Annotated in this window: 22 protein-coding genes; 17 read left to right on the top strand and 5 right to left on the bottom strand. The window is 43.9% G+C overall.

Annotation, left to right across the window (positions count from 1 at the left end):
* From egtB to ACO1R6_RS02890, 5 genes are all read left to right on the top strand, one after another.
* A partial coding sequence (gene egtB, locus ACO1R6_RS02870) for an ergothioneine biosynthesis protein EgtB (RefSeq protein WP_486262018.1) occupies positions 1–1,112 on the top strand: 1,112 nt, incomplete at its 5' end.
* 23 nt (positions 1,113–1,135) lie between these two features.
* Complete coding sequence (gene egtD, locus ACO1R6_RS02875; RefSeq protein ID WP_486262019.1) at positions 1,136–2,110, top strand: L-histidine N(alpha)-methyltransferase; 975 nt, start codon at positions 1,136–1,138, stop codon at positions 2,108–2,110.
* 5 nt (positions 2,111–2,115) lie between these two features.
* Complete coding sequence (locus ACO1R6_RS02880; protein WP_486262021.1) at positions 2,116–3,204, top strand: pyridoxal phosphate-dependent aminotransferase; 1,089 nt, start codon at positions 2,116–2,118, stop codon at positions 3,202–3,204.
* Positions 3,205–3,504: 300 nt separating this feature from the next.
* Positions 3,505–4,839 (top strand): MATE family efflux transporter, encoded by a 1,335-nt coding sequence (locus tag ACO1R6_RS02885; protein ID WP_486262023.1) that lies wholly within the window; start codon positions 3,505–3,507, stop codon positions 4,837–4,839.
* A 61-nt stretch (positions 4,840–4,900) separates the two neighbouring features.
* Complete coding sequence (locus ACO1R6_RS02890) at positions 4,901–5,482, top strand: DUF922 domain-containing protein (protein WP_486262024.1); 582 nt, start codon at positions 4,901–4,903, stop codon at positions 5,480–5,482.
* Between the two features lie 125 nt (positions 5,483–5,607).
* Here the strand turns inward: ACO1R6_RS02890 and ACO1R6_RS02895 are convergent, their stop codons facing one another.
* Entirely contained in the window at positions 5,608–7,164 is a 1,557-nt protein-coding gene (locus ACO1R6_RS02895) for an FAD-dependent oxidoreductase (RefSeq protein ID WP_486262026.1), read from the bottom strand.
* Between the two features lie 421 nt (positions 7,165–7,585).
* On the opposite strand from ACO1R6_RS02895, the gene ACO1R6_RS02900 reads away from it, so the two are divergent.
* Positions 7,586–7,924 carry a tRNA-binding protein gene (locus ACO1R6_RS02900; protein ID WP_486262084.1) on the top strand — a complete coding sequence of 113 codons (339 nt, stop codon included), beginning with the start codon at positions 7,586–7,588 and terminating at the stop codon, positions 7,922–7,924.
* Here ACO1R6_RS02900 and ACO1R6_RS02905 read toward each other — a convergent pair.
* A complete protein-coding gene (locus tag ACO1R6_RS02905) occupies positions 7,916–8,287 on the bottom strand; it encodes a DUF4296 domain-containing protein (RefSeq protein WP_486262028.1) in 372 nt (123 codons plus the stop codon). The two genes, ACO1R6_RS02900 and ACO1R6_RS02905, sit on opposite strands and share 9 nt — an antisense overlap.
* 59 nt (positions 8,288–8,346) lie before the next feature.
* On the opposite strand from ACO1R6_RS02905, the gene ACO1R6_RS02910 reads away from it, so the two are divergent.
* From ACO1R6_RS02910 to ACO1R6_RS02930, 5 genes are all read left to right on the top strand, one after another.
* Positions 8,347–9,225: a DUF58 domain-containing protein gene (locus tag ACO1R6_RS02910; RefSeq protein ID WP_486262029.1), complete on the top strand. Its 879-nt coding sequence runs from the start codon at positions 8,347–8,349 to the stop codon at positions 9,223–9,225.
* Complete coding sequence (locus tag ACO1R6_RS02915; protein ID WP_486262031.1) at positions 9,218–10,159, top strand: hypothetical protein; 942 nt, start codon at positions 9,218–9,220, stop codon at positions 10,157–10,159. The genes ACO1R6_RS02910 and ACO1R6_RS02915 overlap by 8 nt, the downstream gene beginning before the upstream one ends.
* Positions 10,122–11,171: a vWA domain-containing protein gene (locus tag ACO1R6_RS02920; protein WP_486262033.1), complete on the top strand. Its 1,050-nt coding sequence runs from the start codon at positions 10,122–10,124 to the stop codon at positions 11,169–11,171. The genes ACO1R6_RS02915 and ACO1R6_RS02920 overlap by 38 nt, the downstream gene beginning before the upstream one ends.
* Before the next feature lie 219 nt (positions 11,172–11,390).
* The gene (locus tag ACO1R6_RS02925; protein ID WP_486262035.1) at positions 11,391–12,071 is read left to right on the top strand and encodes a YggS family pyridoxal phosphate-dependent enzyme; all 681 of its coding nucleotides are present in this window, start codon (positions 11,391–11,393) and stop codon (positions 12,069–12,071) included.
* 3 nt (positions 12,072–12,074) lie between these two features.
* Positions 12,075–12,467, top strand: coding sequence for a DUF423 domain-containing protein (locus tag ACO1R6_RS02930; RefSeq protein WP_486262036.1), 393 nt, complete (start codon positions 12,075–12,077; stop codon positions 12,465–12,467).
* 64 nt (positions 12,468–12,531) lie between these two features.
* On the opposite strand, the gene ACO1R6_RS02935 is transcribed toward ACO1R6_RS02930, so the two are convergent.
* Complete coding sequence (locus ACO1R6_RS02935) at positions 12,532–13,269, bottom strand: DUF4197 domain-containing protein (protein ID WP_486262037.1); 738 nt, start codon at positions 13,267–13,269, stop codon at positions 12,532–12,534.
* Positions 13,270–13,336: 67 nt separating this feature from the next.
* Here ACO1R6_RS02935 and ACO1R6_RS02940 point away from each other — a divergent pair, with 67 nt between their 5' ends.
* The 3 genes from ACO1R6_RS02940 (at position 13,337) to ACO1R6_RS02950 (ending at position 16,809) form a co-directional block, all read left to right on the top strand.
* Positions 13,337–14,572 carry a competence/damage-inducible protein A gene (locus ACO1R6_RS02940; RefSeq protein WP_486262039.1) on the top strand — a complete coding sequence of 412 codons (1,236 nt, stop codon included), beginning with the start codon at positions 13,337–13,339 and terminating at the stop codon, positions 14,570–14,572.
* 236 nt (positions 14,573–14,808) lie between these two features.
* Positions 14,809–16,230, top strand: a complete 1,422-nt coding sequence (locus tag ACO1R6_RS02945) for a dihydrolipoamide acetyltransferase family protein (RefSeq protein WP_486262041.1) — start codon at positions 14,809–14,811, stop codon at positions 16,228–16,230.
* 75 nt (positions 16,231–16,305) lie between these two features.
* On the top strand, positions 16,306–16,809 hold the full coding sequence (locus ACO1R6_RS02950; protein ID WP_486262042.1) for a hypothetical protein: 504 nt from the start codon (positions 16,306–16,308) through the stop codon (positions 16,807–16,809).
* 52 nt (positions 16,810–16,861) lie between these two features.
* On the opposite strand, the gene ACO1R6_RS02955 is transcribed toward ACO1R6_RS02950, so the two are convergent.
* Positions 16,862–17,449, bottom strand: coding sequence for a DUF4468 domain-containing protein (locus ACO1R6_RS02955; RefSeq protein WP_486262044.1), 588 nt, complete (start codon positions 17,447–17,449; stop codon positions 16,862–16,864).
* Positions 17,450–18,337: 888 nt separating this feature from the next.
* Here ACO1R6_RS02955 and ACO1R6_RS02960 point away from each other — a divergent pair.
* The 3 genes from ACO1R6_RS02960 to ACO1R6_RS02970 all read left to right on the top strand — a co-directional run bounded on the left by ACO1R6_RS02960 (position 18,338) and on the right by ACO1R6_RS02970 (position 23,444).
* Positions 18,338–21,508 (top strand): PVC-type heme-binding CxxCH protein, encoded by a 3,171-nt coding sequence (locus ACO1R6_RS02960; RefSeq protein ID WP_486262045.1) that lies wholly within the window; start codon positions 18,338–18,340, stop codon positions 21,506–21,508.
* A 96-nt stretch (positions 21,509–21,604) separates the two neighbouring features.
* A complete protein-coding gene (locus ACO1R6_RS02965; protein ID WP_486262047.1) occupies positions 21,605–22,447 on the top strand; it encodes a ThuA domain-containing protein in 843 nt (280 codons plus the stop codon).
* Between the two features lie 145 nt (positions 22,448–22,592).
* Entirely contained in the window at positions 22,593–23,444 is an 852-nt protein-coding gene (locus ACO1R6_RS02970; RefSeq protein ID WP_486262049.1) for a sugar phosphate isomerase/epimerase family protein, read from the top strand.
* A gap of 109 nt (positions 23,445–23,553) precedes the next feature.
* Here the strand turns inward: ACO1R6_RS02970 and ACO1R6_RS02975 are convergent, their stop codons facing one another.
* Positions 23,554–24,081, bottom strand: coding sequence for a DUF4142 domain-containing protein (locus tag ACO1R6_RS02975; protein ID WP_486262051.1), 528 nt, complete (start codon positions 24,079–24,081; stop codon positions 23,554–23,556).
* Between the last annotated feature and the right edge of the window lie 334 nt (positions 24,082–24,415).

Genomic DNA, 24,415 nt, shown 5'->3' on the forward strand with positions numbered 1-24,415 from the left:
TCGAGACGTTTGTGCTCAGTGCCTATTTACCGCATTACCAGGTGTATAATGCGCATTTCAGCTTTTTGTTTAATTCTTATTACAATGCAGTGGGTAGCCGGGTTATGCGCGACCAGCGCGGTACCTTAACGCGGCCGCCTTTAACCGAAATATATCTGTACCGTCAGTATGTAAACGAAAATATGCAGCGCCTGCTCCAGGATTTTCCGGAGCTGATTACGGAACAAATATGGCCGGTATTAGAATTAGGTTTACAGCACGAGCAGCAACACCAGGAACTGCTGATAACCGATATTAAATATATATTAAGCACCAATCCTTTGTTGCCGGCTTACGCGCCGCCCAAGCCACCTCTGGCTAAAGCGGCAATACCACCTTTAACCTTTTTAGAAGTACCGGCCGGTTTTTACGATATTGGTTTTGCGGGTTCTGGTTTTTGTTTTGATAATGAATTGCAAGCCCACCCCGTTTGGTTACCGGCTTACCAGGTGCAAAATCGTTTAGTAACCAACGCCGAATACCTGGCTTTTATCGAAGATGGCGGCTATACGGATTTCCGGTACTGGTTAGGCGAAGGTTTTGAATTGGCCAAGCAACTTAACTGGGAAGCTCCGTTGTATTGGGTTAAACAAGAAAATAAGTGGTATCGCTATACTTTACACGGCTTAGAACCCTTAAACCTACAGGCACCGGTCTGCCACGTAAGTTTTTACGAAGCAGCCGCTTACGCCCAGTGGGCGGGTAAACGGTTACTTACCGAAATAGAATGGGAAGCGGCAACGCAGGTTTTTAAACCCCAACTGAACGATCGTAGTTTTTTAGAAGCAGAAATCTATGATCCGCAGCCGGTCTTTAGTCAGGACGCTACTATATGCCACCAGTTATTGGGTGAGGTTTGGGAATGGACTTACAGCGCCTACACTCCTTACCCAGGCTTTAAAACGGCACCCGGTGCCCTGGGCGAATACAACGGCAAATTTATGATTAACCAAATGGTTTTGCGGGGTGGTTCCTGTGCCACGCCCATTAGCCACATCCGGACCACTTACCGTAACTTTTTTCACCCGGATAAACGCTGGCAATTTACCGGTATCCGGTTGGCAAATAACTAACGCATATAATATTACACAACTCCATGGTTTATACCCGCACCGAATCGTCGGATCGAGAAAAATTTGCCGCTGATATTATAACCGGCTTGCATAATCAACCCAAAAAGCTTTCATCTAAATATTTTTACGACGGAACCGGCAGCAAACTTTTTCAGAAAATAATGGAGTTGCCTGAGTATTACCTTACCCGGACCGAAACCCAAATTTTCCAAACCCAGCGCCAGGAGATTATCGCAAATTTAGGCAATTCACAGGGCTTTTTTAATTTGGTTGATTTAGGTGCCGGCGATGCTGCCAAAACCAAAATATTGCTCCAAGAACTGCAAAAACAAGCCTATGCCTTTAAATATATTCCGGTAGATATTTCGGCCGATGCCTTACACCAACTTTCCGAAACTTTAACCGCCAAATTACCAGCCATCCAGATCCAAACGGTCTCTTCGGAATATTTTGCCGCCCTTAAATATTTACAAAAGCATAATCCCGAACGGAAAGTAGTTTTATTTTTAGGGTCTAATATTGGCAATTTCGACCCGCCGGCTATCCGGGTATTTGCCCGTAAACTCCGGCGTTATCTCCAACCCACCGATCAGGTTTTAATTGGTTTCGATATCCGGAAAGATCCGCGCCTGATCCGGCAAGCTTACGACGATGCCTCCGGTACTACGGCCGCTTTTAATTTTAACCTGCTGCACCGCATCAATCAGGAATTTAACGGCAACTTTAATCCCGGCCAGTTTACCCATTTTGCGGAGTACAACCCCATTACCGGCGACATGAAAAGTTACTTAATCAGTACCCAGAAGCAAAAGGTGTTTTTAGCTGATTTACAAACCGAAATAGCTTTTGCAGCCTGGGAGCCCATCCATACCGAAACATCGCATAAATTTAACCTGACCGAAATAAAAGAGCTGGCCCAAACAGCCGGTTTAAAAATAAATAAGGTTTTTACCGATGATAAACATTATTTTGCCGATGTTTTATTTGATGTAGTATAAACTAAATGGAAAATATTAGCCTGGCTTCCGGGTCGACTTATTTTAATACGCCAGCACTGGCCAGCGAAGCGGCCATTAAAGCTATTCAGAACAACAAAACTTTTTACGGTGCTACCGAAGGCACATCAACTTTGCGGCAGGCCATTGCCCGACGTTACCAGAAAATAAACCAGACCAATGTAAATCCTGATCATATTTTAATTACTGCCGGTACTAAACAAGCACTTTTTAATATTTTAACCACGGTTCTTAAGCCCGGCGACGAGGTAATTATACCGGTACCCAATTGGTTTGGCCTACAACAAGTTTTAGAAGTAGTACAGGCCAAACTGGTTTTCTGGCCTACCTCGCCGGAGAACAATTATACCTTGCGGCCCACCGATTTAGAAAAACTGATTACACCTAAAACCCGGATGGTACTCCTGAGCAATCCGTGTAACCCAACGGGCCGCATTTACCAGAAAACCGAAATAGAGGCGCTGCTGCAAGTTCTGGCGCATCATCCTAAAATTTATTTCCTTTCCGATGAAATTTACGGATTAGTAACTTATACCCAGCCGGTTCCTTCGCTTACCGAGTTCCCGGACCCCTTCGGCCGGTATATTGTGGTAAATGGTTTTTCCAAAGCATTTGCCATGTCGGGTTGGCGAATTGGGTATATTATTATGCCAGAAGCCTTGTTCAAAGAAAGCCTGCAGTTTCAGCAAGCCACAGTGGCCGGCGTAAGTGAGTTTGTCCAGGATGCTGCGCAAGCTACGCTCGATAATTTAGAAACCGTATTGCCGCCTATGTTGTCCGAATTGCAGGAGCGCCGGGATTTGATGCTAAATTTTTTAAAACAACACCAGGTAACAGTTTTCTCCCCGGAGGCCGCTTATTTTGTTTTTCCGGATTTTACCTCGGTTTTAAACCAAACCGTAGCGACTACGGCAGCGCTTACCCAATATTTAAAAGAAAAACAGGCATTAGAAATATTGCCCGGCGAAAGTTTTGGTGCACCGGGTTTTGCACGGCTCTCTTTTGGCTTATCGGCCGAAAAGCTAAATACAGCCTTGAGTCGCTTGCAAGAAGCTATTCTGACATTAAGAAAGTAATATGCTCTTATATTAAGAACCTGTTTCGTATTTGAAAATGCCATAAACGTTTGCCCTTGCCGCATTTTATCACCGGCAAGTAGTCGGGCTAAAGCTAAAAGATTGGTGGTGATAGCACCAGCAATGGCAGCGGTTAGTCCATTTAGGAAAACACGAAACAAGTTTTAAGCTTATTTAATTACCTATCTAAATTTATTTACGCGAATAACTTGGGCTGAACACCGCCGGTTTTATTTAATTAAAATTAGCAGCATTCGCATTAAAGGTGTTACCTTTGCGGCCCCCAAATAATTCCGTACCATGTTTTCGATTGGCTCCAAAGAAGATTTCCGCGAAAATTTTTTACTTGCTTATCCGGTTGTATTAAGCCAGCTTGGCCACATTATGGTAAGCGTAGCCGATAGCGTAATGGTGGGCCAGATTGGTACGCTGCCCCTGGCTGCCGCTTCGCTGGGCAACAGCTTATTTACCGTTATAATGGTATTCGGGCTTGGCCTGTCGTTTAGTATAACCCCGCTGGTGGCTGGTGCCAATGGCCGTAAAGACAAAAAACGAATTTCTTTAATATTAATTAACGGTGTATTGGTAAGTAGCGGCGCCGGCATTTTGCTTTACCTGGTAGGTTATATAATTACCCCACTGCTGCCCTATTTGCAGCAACCGCAGCCTGTTGTTGTTTTAGCTACGCCCTACCTGCATATTCTTTGCTTTTCTATGGTGCCGCTCATGGTGTTCCAGGGTTTCCGGCAATTTGCCGAAGGGCTTTCTTTAACCCGGCAAGCCATGTATATTTCTGTAATTGCCAACTTACTTAATATTTTAGGCAATTATGTGCTCATTTACGGTAAGTGGGGCGCCCCCGCCTTAGGTTTAAACGGGGCGGCCTGGTCTACCTTAATCTCCCGGATTATTATGGCCTTCTTAATGGCCTATTACATTTTTCGATCAGATTTATTAAAACCTTACCGGCTGCGGTGGCAAAAAAAATTTATTTCTATGCGCCACATGACCCGCATTTTAAAACTAGGCTTGCCTATTTCCATGCAAATGATTTTTGAAGTGGGGGCCTTTAGTTTTTCGGCTTTAATGATTGGCTGGTTAGGTGCCAAAGAACTGGCCGCCCACCAAATTGCGATAAATATTGCCTCAGTAACTTACATGATGGCAGGTGGTATTGCGGCGGCGGCTACTATCCGGGTAGGTAATTTACTTGGCCAGGGAGATTTAATACGCATGCGCACCGCCGGTTTTAACAGCATGTTTATGACGGGTATATTTATGGGAACTGCCGCCTTGTTGCTTATTATTTTTAAATATTACATTCCGCAGTTTTATGTACAAGACCCCGAAGTGATTCAAATAGCCAGCGGCTTACTTTTAATTGCCGCTTTTTTTCAGCTTTCCGATGGCTTGCAAGTAGTAGGTTTAGGAGCTTTACGGGGTTTAGAAGATGTTAAAGTACCGAGTTTAGTTTCTTTACTAGCTTACTGGGTAGTGGCTTTACCCCTGGGCTACGTATTGGGTTTCCATTTTAACTTAGGCGCCAATGGCGTTTGGATTGGCCTGCTGTTTGGTTTAACGATAGCGGCTATATTGCTGTTTTTCCGTTTCCGGAAACTTAGTTTAATAAAATAATTTTTTCTAAATAAATTATTTTTTATCTTAAGGTGTCGAAAACTGAAACCGTGAAGATTGCATGCTGTTATATTTCTTGTCTTTCCTCTTCCTCTTAATTAATCCTGTTTTAACCAATTCTAACCCCCAACCTGCTGCAACCGTTAACGCCGGAGAAGAAGAAGGTATTATTTGGGTTGAAAATCGTCGCCTGACCTGGGACGACTTTAAATCGGAGGCGGATACCGACGAAGAGTTGCACGCCATGACTTCTACGAATATTGCCGTAAAAGCCCAGTGTGTAAACAACCTGATGCGTTTTGATGTGAAGTGTGTTTTTGTAACGAAAGACTCCTGGACCAAAAACCGGGCTTCACAAAGGTTATTAGAACACGAGCAAATGCATTTTGACCTGACCGAAATACATGCCCGCCTGCTCCGGCAAAAACTTAACCAAACCGTAGCTACCTGCGGCAACAACCGGGTTAAACTAGATGCGCTGGTGCAACACGCGTTCGACGAATGGAAAAGAGAACAAGACCAGTACGACCGGGAAACCAACCACGGCTTACTCGACGAAAAACAAAATGCCTGGGCCGAATTAATTTCCAGCCGCTTAGATAAATTAGAGGCTTTTAGCTACCGGACCTTTGCTTTGAAATAATTGCACGCGCTTTAGAAATATTTTATAGTTCAGAGATTTATATAATAAGATGAGCGGCCGCTACGTATTTTTTTAATAATACTTAGCGGCCGCTCATCTTATTATATAGGTAGGCTGAATTTAGCTTACTTAATATCTTTGCTGAGCCCGGTTAGCGCCGGACCGGCAAGTACCTCACCGGTCGCATCGAACCGCGAACCGTGGCACGGACAATCCCAAGACTTTTCTACGTTGTTCCAGTGCACAATACAACCCATGTGCGGGCAAACCGCCGACATCTCGTGTTTATTGCCTTGCAAATCGCAGTAAACGGCTACTTTGGCTAAACCCCGGCGCAACACATTACCGGTACCCGGCGCAACTTCGCCGGCGTCAGAAACCTCGCCGGGCGTAACGTAATCTTTGTATTGCGCCGCAACATTCAGGTTTTCTTTTAAAAACTCTGGTGCCGATTTTACCACAATCCGGCCCGGGTCGTATAAATCAGTCCAGGCGTTGGGCCGGTTCATAATTAAATCAGTTATTAATACACCGGCAATGGTTCCGTGGGTCATGCCCTGGCCTGAGTCGCCGGTAGCAATATATACGGTATCATCGCCGGGGTTGCGGCCAATATAGCCCACGTAATCGGTTGGTTCCATTACCTGCCCCGACCAGCGGTACACCACATCGCCCGCCATCGGGAATTTTTCGCGGACCCATTCTTCCAGGCAAGCCAGGCGCTCCTGCTCACTTTCTTCCTGACCTGTTTTGTGGTCTTCGCCGCCCACAATCATAACATTATACGTATCCTGTTCGGCATTTAAGCTGTCGGGGTGGCGGTCTTTTACCAAACGGATGTAATGATAAGGGTCGGAATTATCCCAGTACAAAGCATTCGGAACGGCATCGGGCATTATTTTTACCCCAATTACATACGTGCGGTAAGGGGCTTGTTTCGTATGGATGGCAACCCGATCGTTTACCGGTGAGTTGGTGGCAACTACCAGGTGGTTGGCGGTAACCACATAACCCGCATTGGTTTTAACCTGGTGTAAATTGTTTTGTTTTGTAAATTCTACAACGTGCGTTTGGGTATAAATGCTGCAATTTTCCTGGTCTAAGATTACCTGACTTAAGCCGGCCAAATAACGCATTGGGTGAAAAATTCCCTGGTTCGGGAAGCTGAGGCATGGCCCCTCCGATAAAGTAGACACCGGACACTTTTGCAACATGGTTAAGTCGTGAAAGCCCAGCTGGCGGGCAGTAGCCAATTCCTGATCTAAATATTCTACCGAATCGCTGGGCTGGGCAAATAAATAACCGGTTACCCGTTCAAAGTCACAGTCAATCTTTTCGTCGTTTACAATATCTTCAATCTTTTTAATGGCAAAGGTGTGGCTTTCGGCAATTAAGCGGGCCTTTTTCTCGCCGTGTAGTTTAGTGGCTACGTAGTAGCGGTCGTCGAATACGTTGGATAAATGAGCGGTGGTACGGCTGGTTTCGCCGCTGCCAATTTCTTTAGACTCTAACACTACTACCGATTTACCTTCTTTGGCCAATAAATAAGCCGTAGTAATGCCGGCCAGGCCCGCTCCTACCACGCATACATCGCAATTGATATTCGTATTAAGCACCGTAGTGGCGGGCATATCTACCCCGTGCATCCAAATAGAATGGGTTTCTCCAGAGTTATTCTTCATGTTTTATTTAGCTTAAGTGTGAGGTTTATGTATGCAGGAAAGCGAATTGTTTATTTTTCAACAGCAATTAACTTTTAAAATTTGCCTTAAACTGTGTAATACTCATTAAATAGGTAATACCAGATTTACCTGATACGGATAATAAGTATATAAACGTTGTGGCAATTTAATGAGGCTAAGAATAGGGCTAATAGTGTTTTTAATCAGAAATAATAAAATAAGCAGCCTGATAATTTAAAACCAACAGGAATTGATATACCATGAATCAATATTTATTGCCGGTAAAACAGGTATAACCCGTTGGTTAAAGGCTATTATGTAAGAGAGAAAAGCTAAACCACAAAACCAGATAAGGTAAAAGTAACTTTTAAACAAAGCTTTCTTTTAATTTTAAGCCCGTTAATAAAAAAGTAAAACAATGATGGATAATATTGAATGGGCAGATTTCGAGCAAGTAGAAATTCGGGTGGGTACTATTGTGGAAGTAAATATATTTGCCGAAGCCCGCAAACCCGCTTATAAAGTTAAAGTTGATTTTGGTCCGGAATTAGGTATTAAAAAATCGAGCGCGCAGCTAACCGCTAATTATACGCCCGAAAGTTTATTGGGGCAGCAGGTAATTTGTGTTACCAATTTTAAGCCTAAGCAAATTGCCAATTTTATTTCGGAGGTACTAATTACCGGTTTTCCGGATGCTGCCGGTAACGTAGTGCTGGCCCAACCCGGAAAACCAGTACCCAATGGTGCCCGGCTATTCTGATAATTTTAAAGAATCTTTCGACTTGTCAAATCCTATTTCCCGGGCCGATAAGCTGTCGATTACTATTTCGTATATTTTGTCGAGCTCACTTACGTTGCGTAAATAATAGTCGTAGCTTTTATAAAAGTCTTTTTCTTTTAATTTGTGCTTTTTAAAAACGGCTTTTTGTAAATCTTTATAATAAATAGCCGCCGAATCGGTTGTAATACCTAAACGCTCTGCCTGGGCTTCGGCCACGTGTAAGTCTATTAAAATCGAAACCATTTTCTGGTTGGGCAGCAAATCGGGTGGCGGCGGACTAAGCGGCGAAGTACAAGTATAAAACAGTAAGCTGGCCAGCAGCAGGAAGAAAGCATTTTTCACGGAGGAAATTTATCTATTTCTTTTTAATTTTAAAACATAACGCCGGATTACCCGCTTTTATGAAAGAGTTAGTTAAAAAATTGCAGAAATATGAAATCCGCATCCGCAAAGCTATTAACGACCAAATGCACGGCGATTTTCATTCGGTATTTAAAGGCACCGGACTGGAGTTCGACGATGTGCGTTCTTACCAGTACGGCGATGATGTACGGGCTATTGACTGGAACGTATCGGCGAAAGGCCACGGCACGTTTGTAAAAACCTACAAAGAAGAAAAAGAACAATCGGTTTTTTTAATTCTGGATGTAAGTGCCTCGCAGGCTATTGGCACCACCGGGCAACAAAAAATACACGTGGGTAAAGAAATTTGCGGCGTGTTGGCGCTGGCCGCTGCCCGGCAAACCAGCCAGATAGGCATGCTGTGCATTAGCGACCAGCGTGAAAAATATATTAAGCCGGGCCGCGGTACAGAACACGCCTATTCTTTGATAAAGGCTATGTTTGAATTAAATCCGGTTTCGGGTAAGACCAATCTGGCCGCCGGTATTAAAACGGCTTTAAGCCTGGTTAAACGGCGTAGTTTAATTTTATTAATTTCAGATTTTATAGATTTAAATTACGAACGCGAAATGAGCATGCTGGCGCGTAAGCACGATTTGGTGGTGGTACAACTGATGGATAAACGGGAAAAAAAATTACCAGCCATGGGTATTATTCCTTTGCTCGATAAAGAAACCGGCCGCACGGTCTGGGTAAATACCTCTTCGGCACAATTTCAGGAAGCTTACCAGGCTACCAATGAACTGAACCAGGAAAAGATTATGAAAATATGCCGGAAAAATAAAGCCAACTACCTAACCATTTATACCAACGACGACTACGTACCGCAATTAATTAACCTTTTCCGGCTCCGAAATAAATCAAGAAAAAGTGCTTAAATATTTCTTTTCTATATTTTACCTGCTTCTGGTTGGGTTTTCGGCGCAAAGCCAGGCCCCAAACCCAACCCAGCCGCAAGGAAAATTTTTAACAGATTCGGTAAAAATTGGTCAGCCGCTGCTTTTTTCTTTTTACTACCAGCACCCCGCCACCGAAGAAGTAATATTTCCGGATTCTACTTACGATTTTTCGCCGTTTGAATACATAAACCGCAGCTATTTTGCTACGCGCACGCACAACGGAATAAGCCTGGATAGCGTGGTATACACCTTGCGCACGTTTAAAATTACGCCGGCGCAATATTTAAGCCTGCCGGTTTATAAGCTACACCAATCCGATACCGTAAAAATCAATTCGGCTCCGGCTGTTATCTACCTGAAACAACTGGTACCGGGGCAGGCAAATATTTCTGATTTAAAAGCTCAAACTAAACTATTGCCCGTGCCGGAACGCTTTAACTTTGCTTATTGGCTTATTGGTACCGGTATAGTAGTTTTGTTACTGGTATTTATCTGGATGCTGTTTGGTAAAAAAATTATAATCCGGTACCGTTTGTATATTTTACAGAAAACACACAATAGTTTTATAAATAAATTTAATGGCCATATCGAAAAGTTTAATAAATCAGAATCGTTGCCGATTGTAGAACAAGCCATTACCCTTTGGAAAAACTATTTAACCAACCTGGAGGGTAACGCCATCAACAGCTTTACCACCAAAGAAATTGCCGCCTTTTACAACGACGATGAAGATGTAACTACAGCATTACGCTTGTTTGATAAAGCTATCTACGGCAATATTGTTTCGGATAAATCTTCTGAAACCATTATTGCTTTTTTTCTGCTCCACCACTTTGCCGACCGCCGGTACGAGTACATAAAAGATAAAACTAAAAATGCCGCAATCGCTCAAAACCTGGCTCAATTGGCTTAACCTCGATTGGTTCCGGGCCAGTACGTTCCGGTCTTTCGATTGGCAAGAGCCTTTATTTTTATATTTTATTTTAGTTATACCGTTTTTGTATCTTTTGCGGTGGCTTATCCGGAGCCAATCGCGCAAAAAACTGGAAGTTGCTTTTTTTAAAGGTGAAGTAATCTGGCATTGGAGCAGTTTACTAAGAATTGTGCCGGATCTGTATTTTATTCTCTTCCTGGTGCTGATTTTAATAGCGCTGGCCCGGCCACAGCGTACCGACGAACGCGTTACCCAATATTCCGAAGGTATTGATATTATGCTGGTACTGGATACCTCCGGCTCAATGGAATTGCAGGATTTAAAACCTAACCGGCTCGAATCGGCGAAAGAAGTAGCTTTAGATTTTATTCAGGGGCGCACCCACGACCGCATTGGCCTGGTTGTTTTTGCGGGCGACGCTTACTCTCTTACGCCGCTTACCTCCGATTACCATTTGTTGCGGGAAAATATCAAGGATATAAAATTAAAATTAATTCCGAACGACGGTACCGCTATTGGCAGTGCTTTGGGCGTAGCCATTAACCGGATGCGCGAATCGCCGACTAAATCTAAAGTTTGTATTTTAATCAGCGACGGCGAAAACACTTCCGGCAATATTGATCCGGTAATGGCCGCCAAACTGGCTATGGGTTTTAACATTAAGATTTACACCATCGGCATCGGTCAGGACGGCCTGGTACCATATCCCGGCGAAAATGGCCAAACCAGCTTTATTCAAACCCGCCTCGACGAAACCACCTTGCGCGACATTGCGCAAACCGCGAACGGCAGATTTTACCGTGCCTCCGATAAAAATACCCTGGACGAAATATTCCGGAATATTAATCGCCTCGAAAAAGCCGAAATTAAAGAAACCCGTTTTCGCGACACCAAAGATTATTACCAGATTTATTTAAAATGGGCCATTCTGGTATTTTTAATCTGGTTATTTTTTAAAAACACCTTTTTATCTAATGCCCTTGAAGATTAAACGCTTATATTTTAACCTTTTATTTAGGTCCACAATGCTGTTACTATTAACCTGTTTATATTCTTTGTGGCCTTTATTCATTTTTAAAGGCGCTTATCAGCATTATTAAACCTGGCTAAAGCCCATCAGTTTAAAATCTGCCAAGGCACATTTTAAATAAAAAGTAGACTTAGCTCCAAAAGGAGCGTAAATTGCCGGCGAATTTAAAACAGATTGATTATGGCTATTGCGCAACAGATTGCTTATTTCCAGGAACAACTAAAAGGTACCAATTGTAAGCTCATTGCGGTTTCTAAAACCCATCCGCCCGAAGCAATTCTGGAAGCTTACCAGGCTGGCCAGCGTATTTTCGGCGAAAACAAAGTGCAGGAAATGACCGCCAAACAAGAGGTTTTGCCGGCCGATATTGGATGGCATTTAATTGGCCATTTACAAACAAATAAAGTTAAATACATTGCGCCCTTTGTAGATACCATCCAATCGGTAGATAGTTTAAAACTGTTGCAAGAAATAGATAAGCAAGCTGGTAAGCACAACCGGGTAATTAACTGCCTGCTGCAAATTTACATTGCCACCGAAGAAACCAAGTTTGGTTTATCGCCCGAAGAGGCAAAAGAAATATTAGCTTCCGAAGCTTTTAAAAACCTGCAATACGTGCGCATAACCGGGGTAATGGGCATTGCCACCAATATCTCTTCTACCCAAAAACTTACCAGCGAATTTAAATTACTAAAAAGTGTTTTTGATGATTTAAAAACAACTTTCTTCACTGAAAACCCGGCCTTTACTGAGGTATCGATGGGCATGAGTTCGGATTATCCGCTGGCGATTGCCGAAGGCAGCACCATGATTCGGGTAGGAAGTGCTATCTTTGGTGCCAGAAGTTACTTAAAACAATAAGCAATGTCGCAGAAAGGAATATTGATTGCCGGAGCTTTGTTGGGCGCTTTAGGGGTAATGATTGGAGCCTTTGGGGCCCACGGCTTAGCCGAATTATTAGCCGCTAACCAACGCACCGATACTTTTGAAACCGCCGTAAAATACCACATGTACCATGCCTTGGCTATGCTCTTAACCGGGGCTTTGTATTTTCATGTTCCGGCGCGGCCCTTGCGGTTGGCGGGGTTATTTTTTTTAATTGGCGTCATTATTTTTTCCGGCTCGTTGTATACTCTTTGCCTGACTAATATTGGTTGGTTAGGGGCCATAACGCCTATTGGTGGTTTGTTTATGATTGCCGGCTGGTTAAGTTTAGGGCACGGTTTGTTTCATTCCTGGCCGGCTCATAAAATTTAAAACCATAAAAAAGGCATTGGTTTAACCACCAATGCCTTTTTCTTTAGTTATCAATGGAAAATAATTAGCTTTTATCCTGGCGGGCAAATACCCGGCGCAGCAATTGCGTGGTGCGGGCAATAGGGTTTTCCCGGATATTGGCTTCTTCCTGAGCCACTAAAACAAACAATCCGTCAATGGCTTTTTGGGTGGTATAATTCGTTAAATCGGGGTTTACTTTTTGCACCAAAGGCAACTGGTTATAGCGGCCAATCACATCGTCGTAATATTTGGTGGCGTTTACCTTTTCTAAAGAAGCCTGAATTTTGGGGGTAAACGCAGCCGTTAACTGCTCGTTGGTAGTACGTTTTAAATATTGGGTAGCCGCATCTTTTCCGCCGGTTAATATGCCCCAAACATCTTTAATGGTTAAACTTTTAATGGCACTTATAAATATGGGTTTGGCACTTTGGGCGGCATCTTCGGCCGCCCGGTTCAACGACAAAACAAAATCATCTACCAGTTTGCCCATACCCAAAGCCCGCAAGCGGGTTTCCACTTTTTGTACATCCGTCGGAAAAGCAATCCGGATTAAGGAATTTTTATAATAGCCATCGGTTTGCGCAGCGGTGTTGGCCCCGTTAGAAATGCCAATGGTTAAAGCCTCTTTTAAGCCGCCCGAAACTTCTGCCTCGGTTAATGGTTTGTTATTTAAAATGGCATCGCTCACACCCGACGGAATATTCAGGCCCGTACCCGTAGTGGCACAGGAAAAAACACCAAAAGAAATAATAAGCAAAGCCAGTAATTGATACGCTCTCATAAAACAGAAATCTTAATTTTGAGTACAGATATAACTTGTTTGCATAAATCGAACCAAAAATAAAAATATGCTTGCTGACATCATTACCATAGGCGACGAGATTCTCTATGGGCAAATAATAGATACCAATTCGGCCTGGATGGGCACCGAACTGGCCAAAATAGGTATTAAAGTACGGCAAATCACTTCTATCTCAGATAACCCGGACCATATCATTCAAACGTTAGATGAGGTAAAAAAGCTAACCGATATTATTTTAATTACCGGTGGTTTAGGCCCCACCAAAGACGATTTAACGAAACATACGCTGTGCCGGTACTTTAAAACCGAACTGGTACTGGATCCAGAATCATTGGAGCAAGTAACCTCTATTTTCCGATCTAGGGGCCGCGAACTAACCGAACTTAACCGGCAACAGGCTTTTTTACCCGCCAATTGCCGGCCAGTAAAAAATGTTTTGGGCACTGCCCCGGGCATGTGGTTCGAAGAAGCTGGTAAAATAATGGTATCAATGCCGGGCGTTCCTTTCGAAATGAAAAGAATCATGACCGATACCGTACTGCCGGAATTACAAACAAGGGCCGCCGGTAACCAAATAATTCATAAAGTGGTGCAAACCGCCGGCATCGGCGAATCTTTTTTAGCCGATAAAATAGCCGCTTGGGAAGATTCCCTGCCTACTCACATTAAACTGGCTTATTTGCCCTCGCTTACCGGTGTACGTTTGCGCCTAACCGGCCAAGGCTTTAACCTACCCGATTTAGATAACCAATTAGAAGCCCAGGTAACTCAATTGCAGGGGATTATTCCGGAATATATCTTTGCTATCGGCGAGATAAAGTTAGAAGAAGCCATTGGCGCCCTGCTAAAAGAAAAAGGCTATACCGTTGCTACTGCCGAAAGCTGTACCGGCGGTCATTTAGCGCATAAAATTACCAGCGTGGCTGGTTCTTCCGAATATTTTATGGGTAGTATTCTGGCTTATCACAACCATGTAAAAATTAACCAACTGGGCGTAAGTGCCGATGATTTGGCGCAACACGGGGCTGTAAGCGAAGCAGTGGTTAGCCAGATGGCCGCCAATGTGCGTAAAATATTAAATACTGATATTGGTTTGGCTACCAGCGGCATTGCGGGTCCGGGTGGTGGCACGCCCGAAAAGCCCGTAGGTACCATTTGGGTGGCTTACGCCGATGCCGAAAAAACCGTTGCCCGCCAGATTTTTTATCAGAAAGATCGGTTACTTAATATAGAATATACCACGTATACCGCTTTAAATCTGCTGCGGCAACAGCTAAACTAAATGCAGGTATATTTAAATTTTTATACCTTTGGTTTTTCTGAACGATAGTTTCGGCCTTTTTTTATTTGGAAACCCGACAGAAAAGACAATATTATTCAATCAGAAAAGACTCCCTTCCCAGGTTTTGGGAAGGCCGGAAGTAGTTGTTTTACAAGAATAAATAAGGAAAGCTTTGTTTATTATTGGCTTTAAACATTCCGGCAAATTTTAGCTTTAAAAAATCTAAACGAAACCGCATGGCACTGGTAGAAATGTTGATGCCCAAAATGGGTGAAAGTATAATGGAGGGCACTGTTTTAAAATGGCTGAAAAACGTAGGCGACCGCATTGAAGAAGATGAATCGGTACTGGAAGTAGCTACCGACAAGGTTGATACCGAAGTACCGGCTGTACACGGCGGCGTGTTGCGCGAAATATTGGCCAAAGAAGGCGATGTGGTGCCCATAGGTAAAGCTATTGCCATTATTGACACCGAAAATTCCGCCGCAGATATCAATGCTGCGCCTATATCGCAGGCCATAATAGAGCATCCCATTGTACCGGCTCCTGCCGAACCAGAAGAAACAAAAACCGAAAACCCAATCAATAATAATTCTGCTACTGAAAACGAAACTTCTACTCCTATGCAGGCACCTTCGGTAACCGAAGGCCGTTTTTATTCGCCGCTGGTAATGAATATTGCCCGGCAGGAAGGTATTTCGATGCGCGAACTAGACCAGGTGCCCGGTACGGGACTGGAAGGAAGAGTAACGAAAAAAGATATTATGACCTACCTAGAAAACCGGGTAGCACCTGCTCCTAAAGCAACAACTGACAACGTTACGCCAACCGAAACAAATATTCCTGAAAAAGCAGCTGAACCAGAAAAAACAGTTGCACCGGCTCCGGAACCAACCTCAGCATCAACCGTTGATACGCCGACGGCCAAACCAGCGGTTTCGGTTAGTGGTGGCCAGGAAATTATTCAAATGGACCGGATGCGCAAAATGATTGCCCAACGAATGGTTGAAAGCAAACAAATTTCGGCGCACGTAACCTCGTTTGTAGAGGCCGATGTAACCAACCTGGTTTTATGGCGAAACAAAAACAAAGACCACTACCAAAAACGAGAAGGTGAAAAATTAACTTTTACCCCCATTATGATCGAGGCGGTAGCCAAAGCCATCCGGGATTTCCCAATGATTAATGTTTCGGTAGCCGGCGACACCATTATTAAAAAGCGCGATGTGAATATTGGTATGGCCGTGGCTTTGCCTTCGGGAAATTTAATTGTGCCGGTTATTAAAAAAGCCGACCAAATGAACCTGAACGGGCTTACTAAAAAAGTAAACGACCTGGCAAACCGTGCCCGGTTAAACAAACTTACCCCCGACGATTTAACCGATGGAACGTACACCATTTCGAACGTGGGTACTTTTGGTAATGTAATGGGTACACCCATTATTGTGCAGCCGCAGGTAGCTATACTGGCTTTAGGCGCTATCAAGAAAAAACCGGCCGTCATCGAAACGCCCGAAGGCGACTTAATAGGTATCCGGCATTTTATGTTTTTGTCGCACTCTTACGACCACCGGGTGGTAGATGGCGCTTTGGGCGGAATGTTTGTGCAACGGGTAGCGCATTACCTGGAAAACTTTGATGTTAATACGCTTATCTAAAATGGATTATTAAACATTAAAAGCCTGTTTTGTTGCCAAAGCAGGCTTTTTTTCTGATTTTAAAATATACTCCAGATGAAGAATATTTTGTTTTTGCTGTTTTGTGCCTTTAGTTTATTTATGGCCATTTACTTTTACCGGCAATACCAAAACACCCAGGCCAAATTAGAATTAGCTAACCGGCAGGTGCTGGACCGCGATACCATGATTTACCAGCTTCAGAAAAAAGTAACGGCCGGCATGGCCCCCACTTCCCCGATAGATACTACCGTAACAGTTAGCCCCAGCAGTTTAGGCAAACTAAGTGCCCCCGAAATAAACCGGCTCCGCCAAAAAGGTCTGCGCAACCCCGAAGCCGATCTGAAAGCCGATTTAACCACCAACCAGGCCCAGGTACTGCAACAGCAAAAAGGAATTTTGGGCGGCAAAATGGCTTTCCGGGATATTCAGATTTTAACTGAACATTACGCGCTGGCTTATTTTGAAGATGGCCACCAAGGCGGCTATTCCATCCTGCGCTACGAAGTACAAACCAATGGCCGGATTACCTGGCAGGTTCTGGATACTTACCAGATATAATGTATTTCGCTAACTATTAACAGGAAAAATAAATCTTCCGGAAGCAAATAATTTAAAGCATGCTGGCTTTTAAACATTCTATAGAAGAACGTATCTGCTTATAAGTAGCATTTTCAACTGCTTTATAGTAAGCTGCGCGGGAATATTCAGTAACCGGCCGGTTTTCAGGTATAACCATTTTTTCTAAAGGCAAATTATTATTCGGTATTTTACCACCTCCTGCAGCTTGCTTTAACCATTTTTGTATATAAAAGTCTGTCAGGCTATACCAGTACCGGTCATCTTCCATTTCCAGCTTTAAGGTGCAGTTTAAGCGCATATTATGCACATTGCTGCCCTCCTTTACCGTAAAAACCACACTTTTCTGCCCGATTAATAATCCATTCGCCAAATCGTCTTTTTGTAGCATTGCTTTATTCTCCGGAGCAGCAAACCATGCCTTGGCCCGGTTATACAAATCGAGTTGAGGGCCATCTTTTACCAGCACTTCTTCGGCAAAATATATCTTCCCGGTTACCGCATCTACCGGGAAAGTTTGAGCAGCAGTACAATAGGGGAATAATAAAATAAGCCCTAGAAGTTTAATCAGCCTAAAATTAGATATCCTTCTTTTTGCAAGTCTTTTTGCATGATGCTGCATAACAGTTTCTATATATTCTTTCTTAATATTATCAATCGCAAAGACTATTATCCGGTACTAATCTAACACCTATAAAAGCCAAACCATAAACCTCAGCCCTTCATTAATTTGTAAAAAAGTGTTGTCGGTTCTGAACCGGTTTGTCAGAATCTTAGCTTAAAAACTCATAAAATAATTTCCTCAGCGTGTATAGTCAAAACTGGCAATCTTAAATATTTCTATTTTATTAGTTTTAATTCAGCAGAAAACGTTGCCAATATAAAATTATTTAAAGGGACCTGCCTAATTAAAATACATTTACTAATTCTGTTACTTAAGCAGGATAGCGCAGGATAGTTAACAGAGCGTTACCGGCTAATTTTGAAAATTCAGGTTGATTTATACCAGCAGTTATAGCGGCCATTCACTGTAATAATGAGTTACCATAAAATATTTCATTTGAGTTTATTTACCATTAAACGTCACTAGTTATGAAAGAATATTTACACCGAATTATTAACCTGAATTTTACTTCTATTCATCCGGTCTACCTAAATTAAAGCCTTGTTCCGGCCCAACTGGAAAAAGCCAAGCCTAATAATTTTCAGGTTTCCTTTGCTAGTATTGGCACCACCAGATCTTAGGCAGCATACCAGATATTACATTACAGGTTTATTTTTTATTTTAGACGAACTTCCATAACTTAAACAGTTCGGAAACAGCAGTAATTTACGTGGCAATTGCCGTAGTAGCCTTTGCTATTTTACACAACCCAATTAAATTGTTTTGGCAGCTTTTAGAATTTTTCACCAGTTCAGTTAAAAGCTTATTACCAAAATATTTTGTGATTAAAGAATGCATTTACCTGATTTAATGATATTTAAATTACAATCCTAATTACTTAAACCCATGCGGTATATTGTTAAAATCTTTTTGGTTATTTTAATTCTGACGGGTTGTAAATCCGTGTCCACCAGTTTAACCGAAAGTAATCCCAATGCCTTGAAATTCAAGAAAGGCGCGCATATTGTTTTAATTGGTAATAATTTGGGTTCCCGGATGCTGAATTACGACCACTTTGAAACCGAAATGCACCTGCGCTACCCAGACAGCCTGCTTTATATCCGCAATATGTGCGATCCGGGTAATACGCCTGGCTTCCGGCCGCATGCGAGCCGCAATTCGCCGTGGGCTTTTCCGGGAGCCGAAAGATTTCAAACCGAACTGGCGCAGAACTCCGGCAGTGAAGGCCATTTCGACACCGAAGATCAGTGGCTTACCCGCCTGAAAGCCGATGTAATTATTGCCTTCTTCGGCTACAACGAGTCGTTTCAGGGCGAAGAAGGTCTGCAAAATTATAAAGCTGAGTTAGATGCGTTTGTGCAGCATACTTTAAACCAGAAATACAACGGCACGGCGGCTCCCCAACTGGCGCTGGTATCGCCTATTGCTTTCGAGGATCTTTCTAAACAAAATGATTTACCTAATGGCAAAAAAGAAAACGCCAACCTGGCGCTGTATACCGAAGCCATGAAAGAAATTGCCGCCCGGCATAAAATTCATTTTATCGATGCCTTTACGCCTACCAAAGAATGGTTCGAAAATACCGATAAACCGCTTACCATCGACGGTTCGCAACTATCCGATGCGGGTTACGCCAGATTCTCGAAATTATTGGCCGACGAGACGTTTGGTAAAGCGGCTCCTAAAGCCGAAAAGAACCGGGCGCTGGTGCATGCCGCCGTAATGGAGAAAAACTGGATGTGGCACCATGATATTAAAATACCCAATGGTGTGCACGCTTACGGCCGGCGCTACAACCCGTTCGGGCCAGACAACTATCCCGCCGAAATACAGAAAATCCGGGAAATGACTGACATTAGAGACCAGGCCATTTGGCAGGCAGTTAAAGGCGAAAAAATGGATGTGGCCGCCGCCGATAAAAATACCACGCCGCTGCCGCCGGTAAAAACCAACTTTAATCCGGAAAAAAATGGCAGTCTGGAATACCTGTACGGGCAAGATGCGTTAAATAAAATAAAAGTGGCACCGGGGTATAAAATAGAATTATTTGCCTCGGAAAAAGAATTTGCCGATTTAGCCAATCCGGTTCAGCTCTCTTTCGATAACAAAGGACGCCTGTGGATTGCTACTATGCCCAGCTACCCGCACTACAAACCCGGCGATACCAAGCCCAACGATAAAATAATAATATTAGAAGACACGAATAACGACGGCAAAGCCGACAAGCAAACCATATTTGCCGAAGGCCTGCACTTGCCGGTTGGCTTCGAACTGGCCCCCGAAGGGGTTTACGTGTCGCAAGGAACCAACTTGGTACTCCTGACCGATACAAACGGCGACGACAAGGCGGACAAAAAGGAAATACTTTTAAGCGGCTTCGACGACCACGATACCCACCACGCGCACAGCGCTTATGCCGCCGACCCATCGGGGGCGATTTACATGGGCGAAGGTGTTTTCCTGCATACCAACGTCGAAACTCCTTACGGCCCGGTAAGAGCTACCAACGGTGGGTTTTACCGGTATAATCCGCAACGCCACCATCTCGAACGTACGGCTCAGCTTTCCATCCCAAATCCCTGGGGCATTGCCTTTGATGAGTGGGGCCAGAACTTTTTTGCTGAAACTTCCAGCCCGGACGTGCGATGGATGATGCCCGGCTCTGTTAAATCGCGTTATGGGATAGCTACCCACAAATCCGTTCAGTTAATTGAAGAAAAGCACCGGGTACGCCCTACTTCTGGTCTCGAATTTGTTTCTAGCCGGCACTTCCCGGACAATGTGCAAGGCGATTTCCTGATTAACAACACCATTGGCTTTTTAGGCACCAAACAACACCGGCTGGTAGACGATGGCACCGGCTATAAGAGCACCCATCGCCAGGATCTGGTACAGTCCGACGACCGTAACTTCCGCCCCGTAGATATGGAGTTTGCCCCGGATGGTTCGCTTTACCTCATCGACTGGCATAATATTCTGATTGGCCACATGCAGCACAATGCCCGCGATCCGCTCCGCGACCACGTACACGGACGGGTTTACCGCATCACCTATCCTTCCCGCCCGCTAATTACGCCCGCTAAAGTAGCCGGCGCCAGCATTGATGAGTTACTGGATAATTTAAAACTGCCCGAATTCCGGACCCGTTACCGGACCCGCCGGGAGCTACGGGGGCGTAAACCTGCCGAAGTGCTTCCCCGCCTGACAGCCTGGACGGCTAACCTGGATAAAAATGATCCGAAGTACGAACACCATTTGCTGGAAGGCTTATGGGTAAGCTGGGGGCTAAATCAAGTAGATCAGAACCTACTGAAGCAATTATTAGCAGCCAAAGATTACCGGGCCCGCGCCGCTGCTGTACGGGTGCTGCGTTATACCGGTCACCAGGTAAACGACCAGGCCGACCTGCTGATGCAGGCTGCCCGTGATGAACACGGCCGCGTGCGTCTGGAAGCAATCGTGGCCGCTTCCTGGCTCGACAAAGAAAAAGGTTTGGCTATTGAAAACGAAGCCGCCAAAAAACCTTTAGATGATTGGATGATACATGCCCATGAAACCGCCGTAGCCCACCTGAACGGCCGGGCCGTGGAAACCAAAAAACCCGAAGCCGTTGCCACCAATTTAAAAGGAGCCGAACGTGACCTTTTTGTTAAAGGCAAAGCTATTTATGGCCAGGAAGGTTTCTGCGGTACCTGTCACCAACCCGATGGCAAAGGCTTAACAGCATCCGGGTTCCCGCCGCTTTCCGGTACGCCTTGGGTAACCGGCAACGACGAGCGCCTGATAAAGATTGTTTTAAAAGGACTGCATGGCCCTATTGAGGTAGCCGGTCAGAAATACCCCGGACAAGTACCCATGACGCCGTTTGGCGGTATGCTGAAGGACGAGGACGTAGCCGCTGTGTTAACTTATGTGCGCAATTCCTTCGGCAACAAAGCCCCGGCCGTTTCGCCGGATAAGGTTAAAGAAGTGCGGGCGGCTACCAAAAACAAAACTGGCTTTTACGCTCCTTCCGAATTGCTTAAACTACACCCCATGGAAACGGGTGTTCAGTAATCTGCATGAAAATTCTGATTTGATTATTTATTCTTTTATTACCCTATGAAAAAAATAAAAAATATAAAGTACCTGTTCTTATTATCTCTCTTGCTGATGAGCGCATTCTATGTTAGCGCCCAATCCAAAGCAAAAACCAGCACTAAAAAGCCCTTAATAGTTTTTGTGGCCGGCGACCACGAATACAGCGGCGAAGGCACTTTGCCGCTGCTGGCCGCTGAATTAGAGAAGAACTACGGTTTCAGAACCAAGGTATTAAAAGCTTACCCCGACCATAATGCCGAGGAAAATATTCCGGGTTTAGAAGCCTTAAAAGAGGCCGACTTAGCGGTGTTTTTCCTGCGCTGGCGGCGGTTGCCCGCCGACCAGGTAAAGCACATAGAAGATTATTTAAAAACCGGCAAACCGGTAGTGGGCTTCCGGACCACGACCCACGCGTTTAACTACCCCAAAGGCCACGAACTGGAAAAATGGAATAGTTTCGGTGAAATGGCTTTTAATGCTCCTCCGGGCTGGGGTGGCAAAGCCAATCATACCCACTACGGTCACGAATCCAGCACCGATGTAACCATTATACCCGAAGCCGCAAAAAACCCGATTTTAACCGGGGTGAGCAATAAATTTCATGCGCGTTCCTGGTTATACAAAGTTTTGCCCGATTATCCCACCAAGGGCTCTACCTGGTTATTAATGGGGCATGCTGTAAACCCGAACAAAAAAGATGCCCCGGACAACCCCGTAGCCTGGACCGGCAAAAATACCTACGGCGGCAAATTTTTCATGACCACCCTGGGCCACCCCGAAGATTTTGATTTAGAGCCTTTCCAAAGGTTAGTAATAAATGGTATTCATTGGGCAGCCGGCAAACCGGTGCCTAAAAAATGGGCCGGCAAAATAACCATGAATGTTCCGTATCACGGCATTCAAACGAGTAAATAAAACTGGTTTGTTATTGCTGGGCAGTCAATCAAAAAATTGCTTCATAATTTATTTTTTCAGATAGTTATTTAAGCCTTTAATAAATTAAAGTTTTACTAAAGGCCGAAACTGAATTATTTAAATTTAATCAACTCCACCATAAACTATGAATAAAATTGGATTCAACGTGCTAGCCTGGTCGGCAGTAATTTCGGATGACCTTAACCCAATTGTAGAACGGTTAAAAACGATGGGTTATGACGGTGTCGAATTTTTGCTGGGTTCGCCGGATGTGCCGGCTTATAAGAATTTGGGTAAGTTTACCCAGGATTTGGGGTTGGAAGTTACGACCGTTTTTGTGGTTGGTAAAGACGAAAACCCGATTAGCCCCGAAGCAGCCATCCGGGCCAATGCTTTAGACCGGATTAAATGGGCCATCGACCGTGCCCACGATTTAAATTCCAAAATTATTTGCGGGCCATTTCATTCGGCGCACAGTTATTTTGTACAACGGGAACCCCAAGACCAGGAATATGGCTGGGGAGCTGAGGTTTTGCGCGCAGCCGGTGAGTATGCGGCCCAGGCAAATATTATTCTGGCTTTAGAAGCCCTAAACCGGTTCGAGAGTTACTTGTGCAATACCATGGAGCAATTAACCCGGTTGGTACAAGCAACAGATCACCCCAATGTTAGGGCCATGTTTGATACGCACCACGCCAACATTGAAGAGAAAAAGTTTAGCCAAGCCATTCAAACCATTGCCCCTATTCTGGCCCATGTTCATATTAGCGAAAATGACCGCGGCACGCCCGGCGATGGCCATATAGATTTTGACGAAGCTTTTGCGGCTTTAGCCGGAATAAACTATAAAGGCTGGCTTACCATAGAAGCATTTTCGCGCAACGACCCGGCTTTTGCCAATTCTATTGGGGTTTGGAGGGAATATTCTAAACCCTGGGATATTGCCGAAAAAGGATTAGCTTTCATTAAAGAAAAATGCCGGCAACATCAATTATAATATTTATGCCCAATTGCTAACCTTGCAACGCTACTGCAATACTGCATAAAAAATAAAAAGCCGCTTCTAAAAAGAAGCGGCTTTTTACTCACTAAACAATAAACAATCATTAATGCGTTTTATCTTCTAAATCTTCGGCGTGGTCCAGGTGCATGCGCAACACCGGTAAAGTTTTATCTACAAATGCTTGTACATCTGCATCCGAAATATCGCGGTCAGCTTTTTGAAATAATTCAACGGCATCTTCATGTGCGTCTACTTGAATCGACGAAAACTCTTTATCAAAAGCTGTTCCGGATAAACCTTGTAAGCGCATAACTTTTTCATTTTTATCCGCTGGCATGGTGGTTGGCAAAGTAACTTTTTTAAGCGAAGCCAAAGTCTTTAATTCAGTGCTGGAGGTAGTATGATCGTCTATTAACTTCTGGCCAAATGCTTTCACATCTGCTGTGGTGCCTTTGGTAACGGCCATATTGCCGGTCGAAAGTTCAAACATATCGCTGGCAGCAGCTTGCTGCATAAAAGTTTCTACAGTCAGGGCCGGGCCATCATCATCATCGTCGTCGCAAGCAGAAACACAAACCAGGGTTACCAGCATTAACAAGAAAATTTTTCCTTTGAGCATAATTTTATTCATCTTACAAAAACTTAAATTTTAGTACTTCATTCATTTTTATCCAATTCTCCTTTGCTAAACGACTTATAAATAGATCTCGTTGTAAATATTTATTACGTATTAACCCTGAATTTTCACTCTGATTACGCAAAAACAATTAGGTATTTATGGCAATTAACCTGATTTTTAATTCTAGAGTATATTATTGGCTTAAAAGGATGGCAAGAAATAAGGCAGTATTGGAAAAATGAATTATACCTCTATATTAAATAATTTATATTAAGTATAGGGCTTAATTTATTTGACATAACATTATTGTTAGGCATACTACTCAAACAAATTTTGGTAGTAATTA

The organism is Adhaeribacter sp. (genome assembly GCF_057359045.1).

Coding starts and splice junctions, on each gene's coding strand:
- egtD (WP_486262019.1), top strand. CDS start 1,136: ATGGTTTATACCCGCACCGAATCGTCGGATCGAGAAAAATTTGCCGCT.
- ACO1R6_RS02880 (WP_486262021.1), top strand. CDS start 2,116: ATGGAAAATATTAGCCTGGCTTCCGGGTCGACTTATTTTAATACGCCA.
- ACO1R6_RS02885 (WP_486262023.1), top strand. CDS start 3,505: ATGTTTTCGATTGGCTCCAAAGAAGATTTCCGCGAAAATTTTTTACTT.
- ACO1R6_RS02890 (WP_486262024.1), top strand. CDS start 4,901: ATGCTGTTATATTTCTTGTCTTTCCTCTTCCTCTTAATTAATCCTGTT.
- ACO1R6_RS02895 (WP_486262026.1), bottom strand. CDS start 7,164: ATGAAGAATAACTCTGGAGAAACCCATTCTATTTGGATGCACGGGGTA.
- ACO1R6_RS02900 (WP_486262084.1), top strand. CDS start 7,586: ATGGATAATATTGAATGGGCAGATTTCGAGCAAGTAGAAATTCGGGTG.
- ACO1R6_RS02910 (WP_486262029.1), top strand. CDS start 8,347: ATGAAAGAGTTAGTTAAAAAATTGCAGAAATATGAAATCCGCATCCGC.
- ACO1R6_RS02920 (WP_486262033.1), top strand. CDS start 10,122: ATGCCGCAATCGCTCAAAACCTGGCTCAATTGGCTTAACCTCGATTGG.
- ACO1R6_RS02925 (WP_486262035.1), top strand. CDS start 11,391: ATGGCTATTGCGCAACAGATTGCTTATTTCCAGGAACAACTAAAAGGT.
- ACO1R6_RS02930 (WP_486262036.1), top strand. CDS start 12,075: ATGTCGCAGAAAGGAATATTGATTGCCGGAGCTTTGTTGGGCGCTTTA.
- ACO1R6_RS02935 (WP_486262037.1), bottom strand. CDS start 13,269: ATGAGAGCGTATCAATTACTGGCTTTGCTTATTATTTCTTTTGGTGTT.
- ACO1R6_RS02940 (WP_486262039.1), top strand. CDS start 13,337: ATGCTTGCTGACATCATTACCATAGGCGACGAGATTCTCTATGGGCAA.
- ACO1R6_RS02945 (WP_486262041.1), top strand. CDS start 14,809: ATGGCACTGGTAGAAATGTTGATGCCCAAAATGGGTGAAAGTATAATG.
- ACO1R6_RS02950 (WP_486262042.1), top strand. CDS start 16,306: ATGAAGAATATTTTGTTTTTGCTGTTTTGTGCCTTTAGTTTATTTATG.
- ACO1R6_RS02955 (WP_486262044.1), bottom strand. CDS start 17,449: ATGCAGCATCATGCAAAAAGACTTGCAAAAAGAAGGATATCTAATTTT.
- ACO1R6_RS02960 (WP_486262045.1), top strand. CDS start 18,338: ATGCGGTATATTGTTAAAATCTTTTTGGTTATTTTAATTCTGACGGGT.
- ACO1R6_RS02965 (WP_486262047.1), top strand. CDS start 21,605: ATGAGCGCATTCTATGTTAGCGCCCAATCCAAAGCAAAAACCAGCACT.
- ACO1R6_RS02970 (WP_486262049.1), top strand. CDS start 22,593: ATGAATAAAATTGGATTCAACGTGCTAGCCTGGTCGGCAGTAATTTCG.
- ACO1R6_RS02975 (WP_486262051.1), bottom strand. CDS start 24,081: ATGAATAAAATTATGCTCAAAGGAAAAATTTTCTTGTTAATGCTGGTA.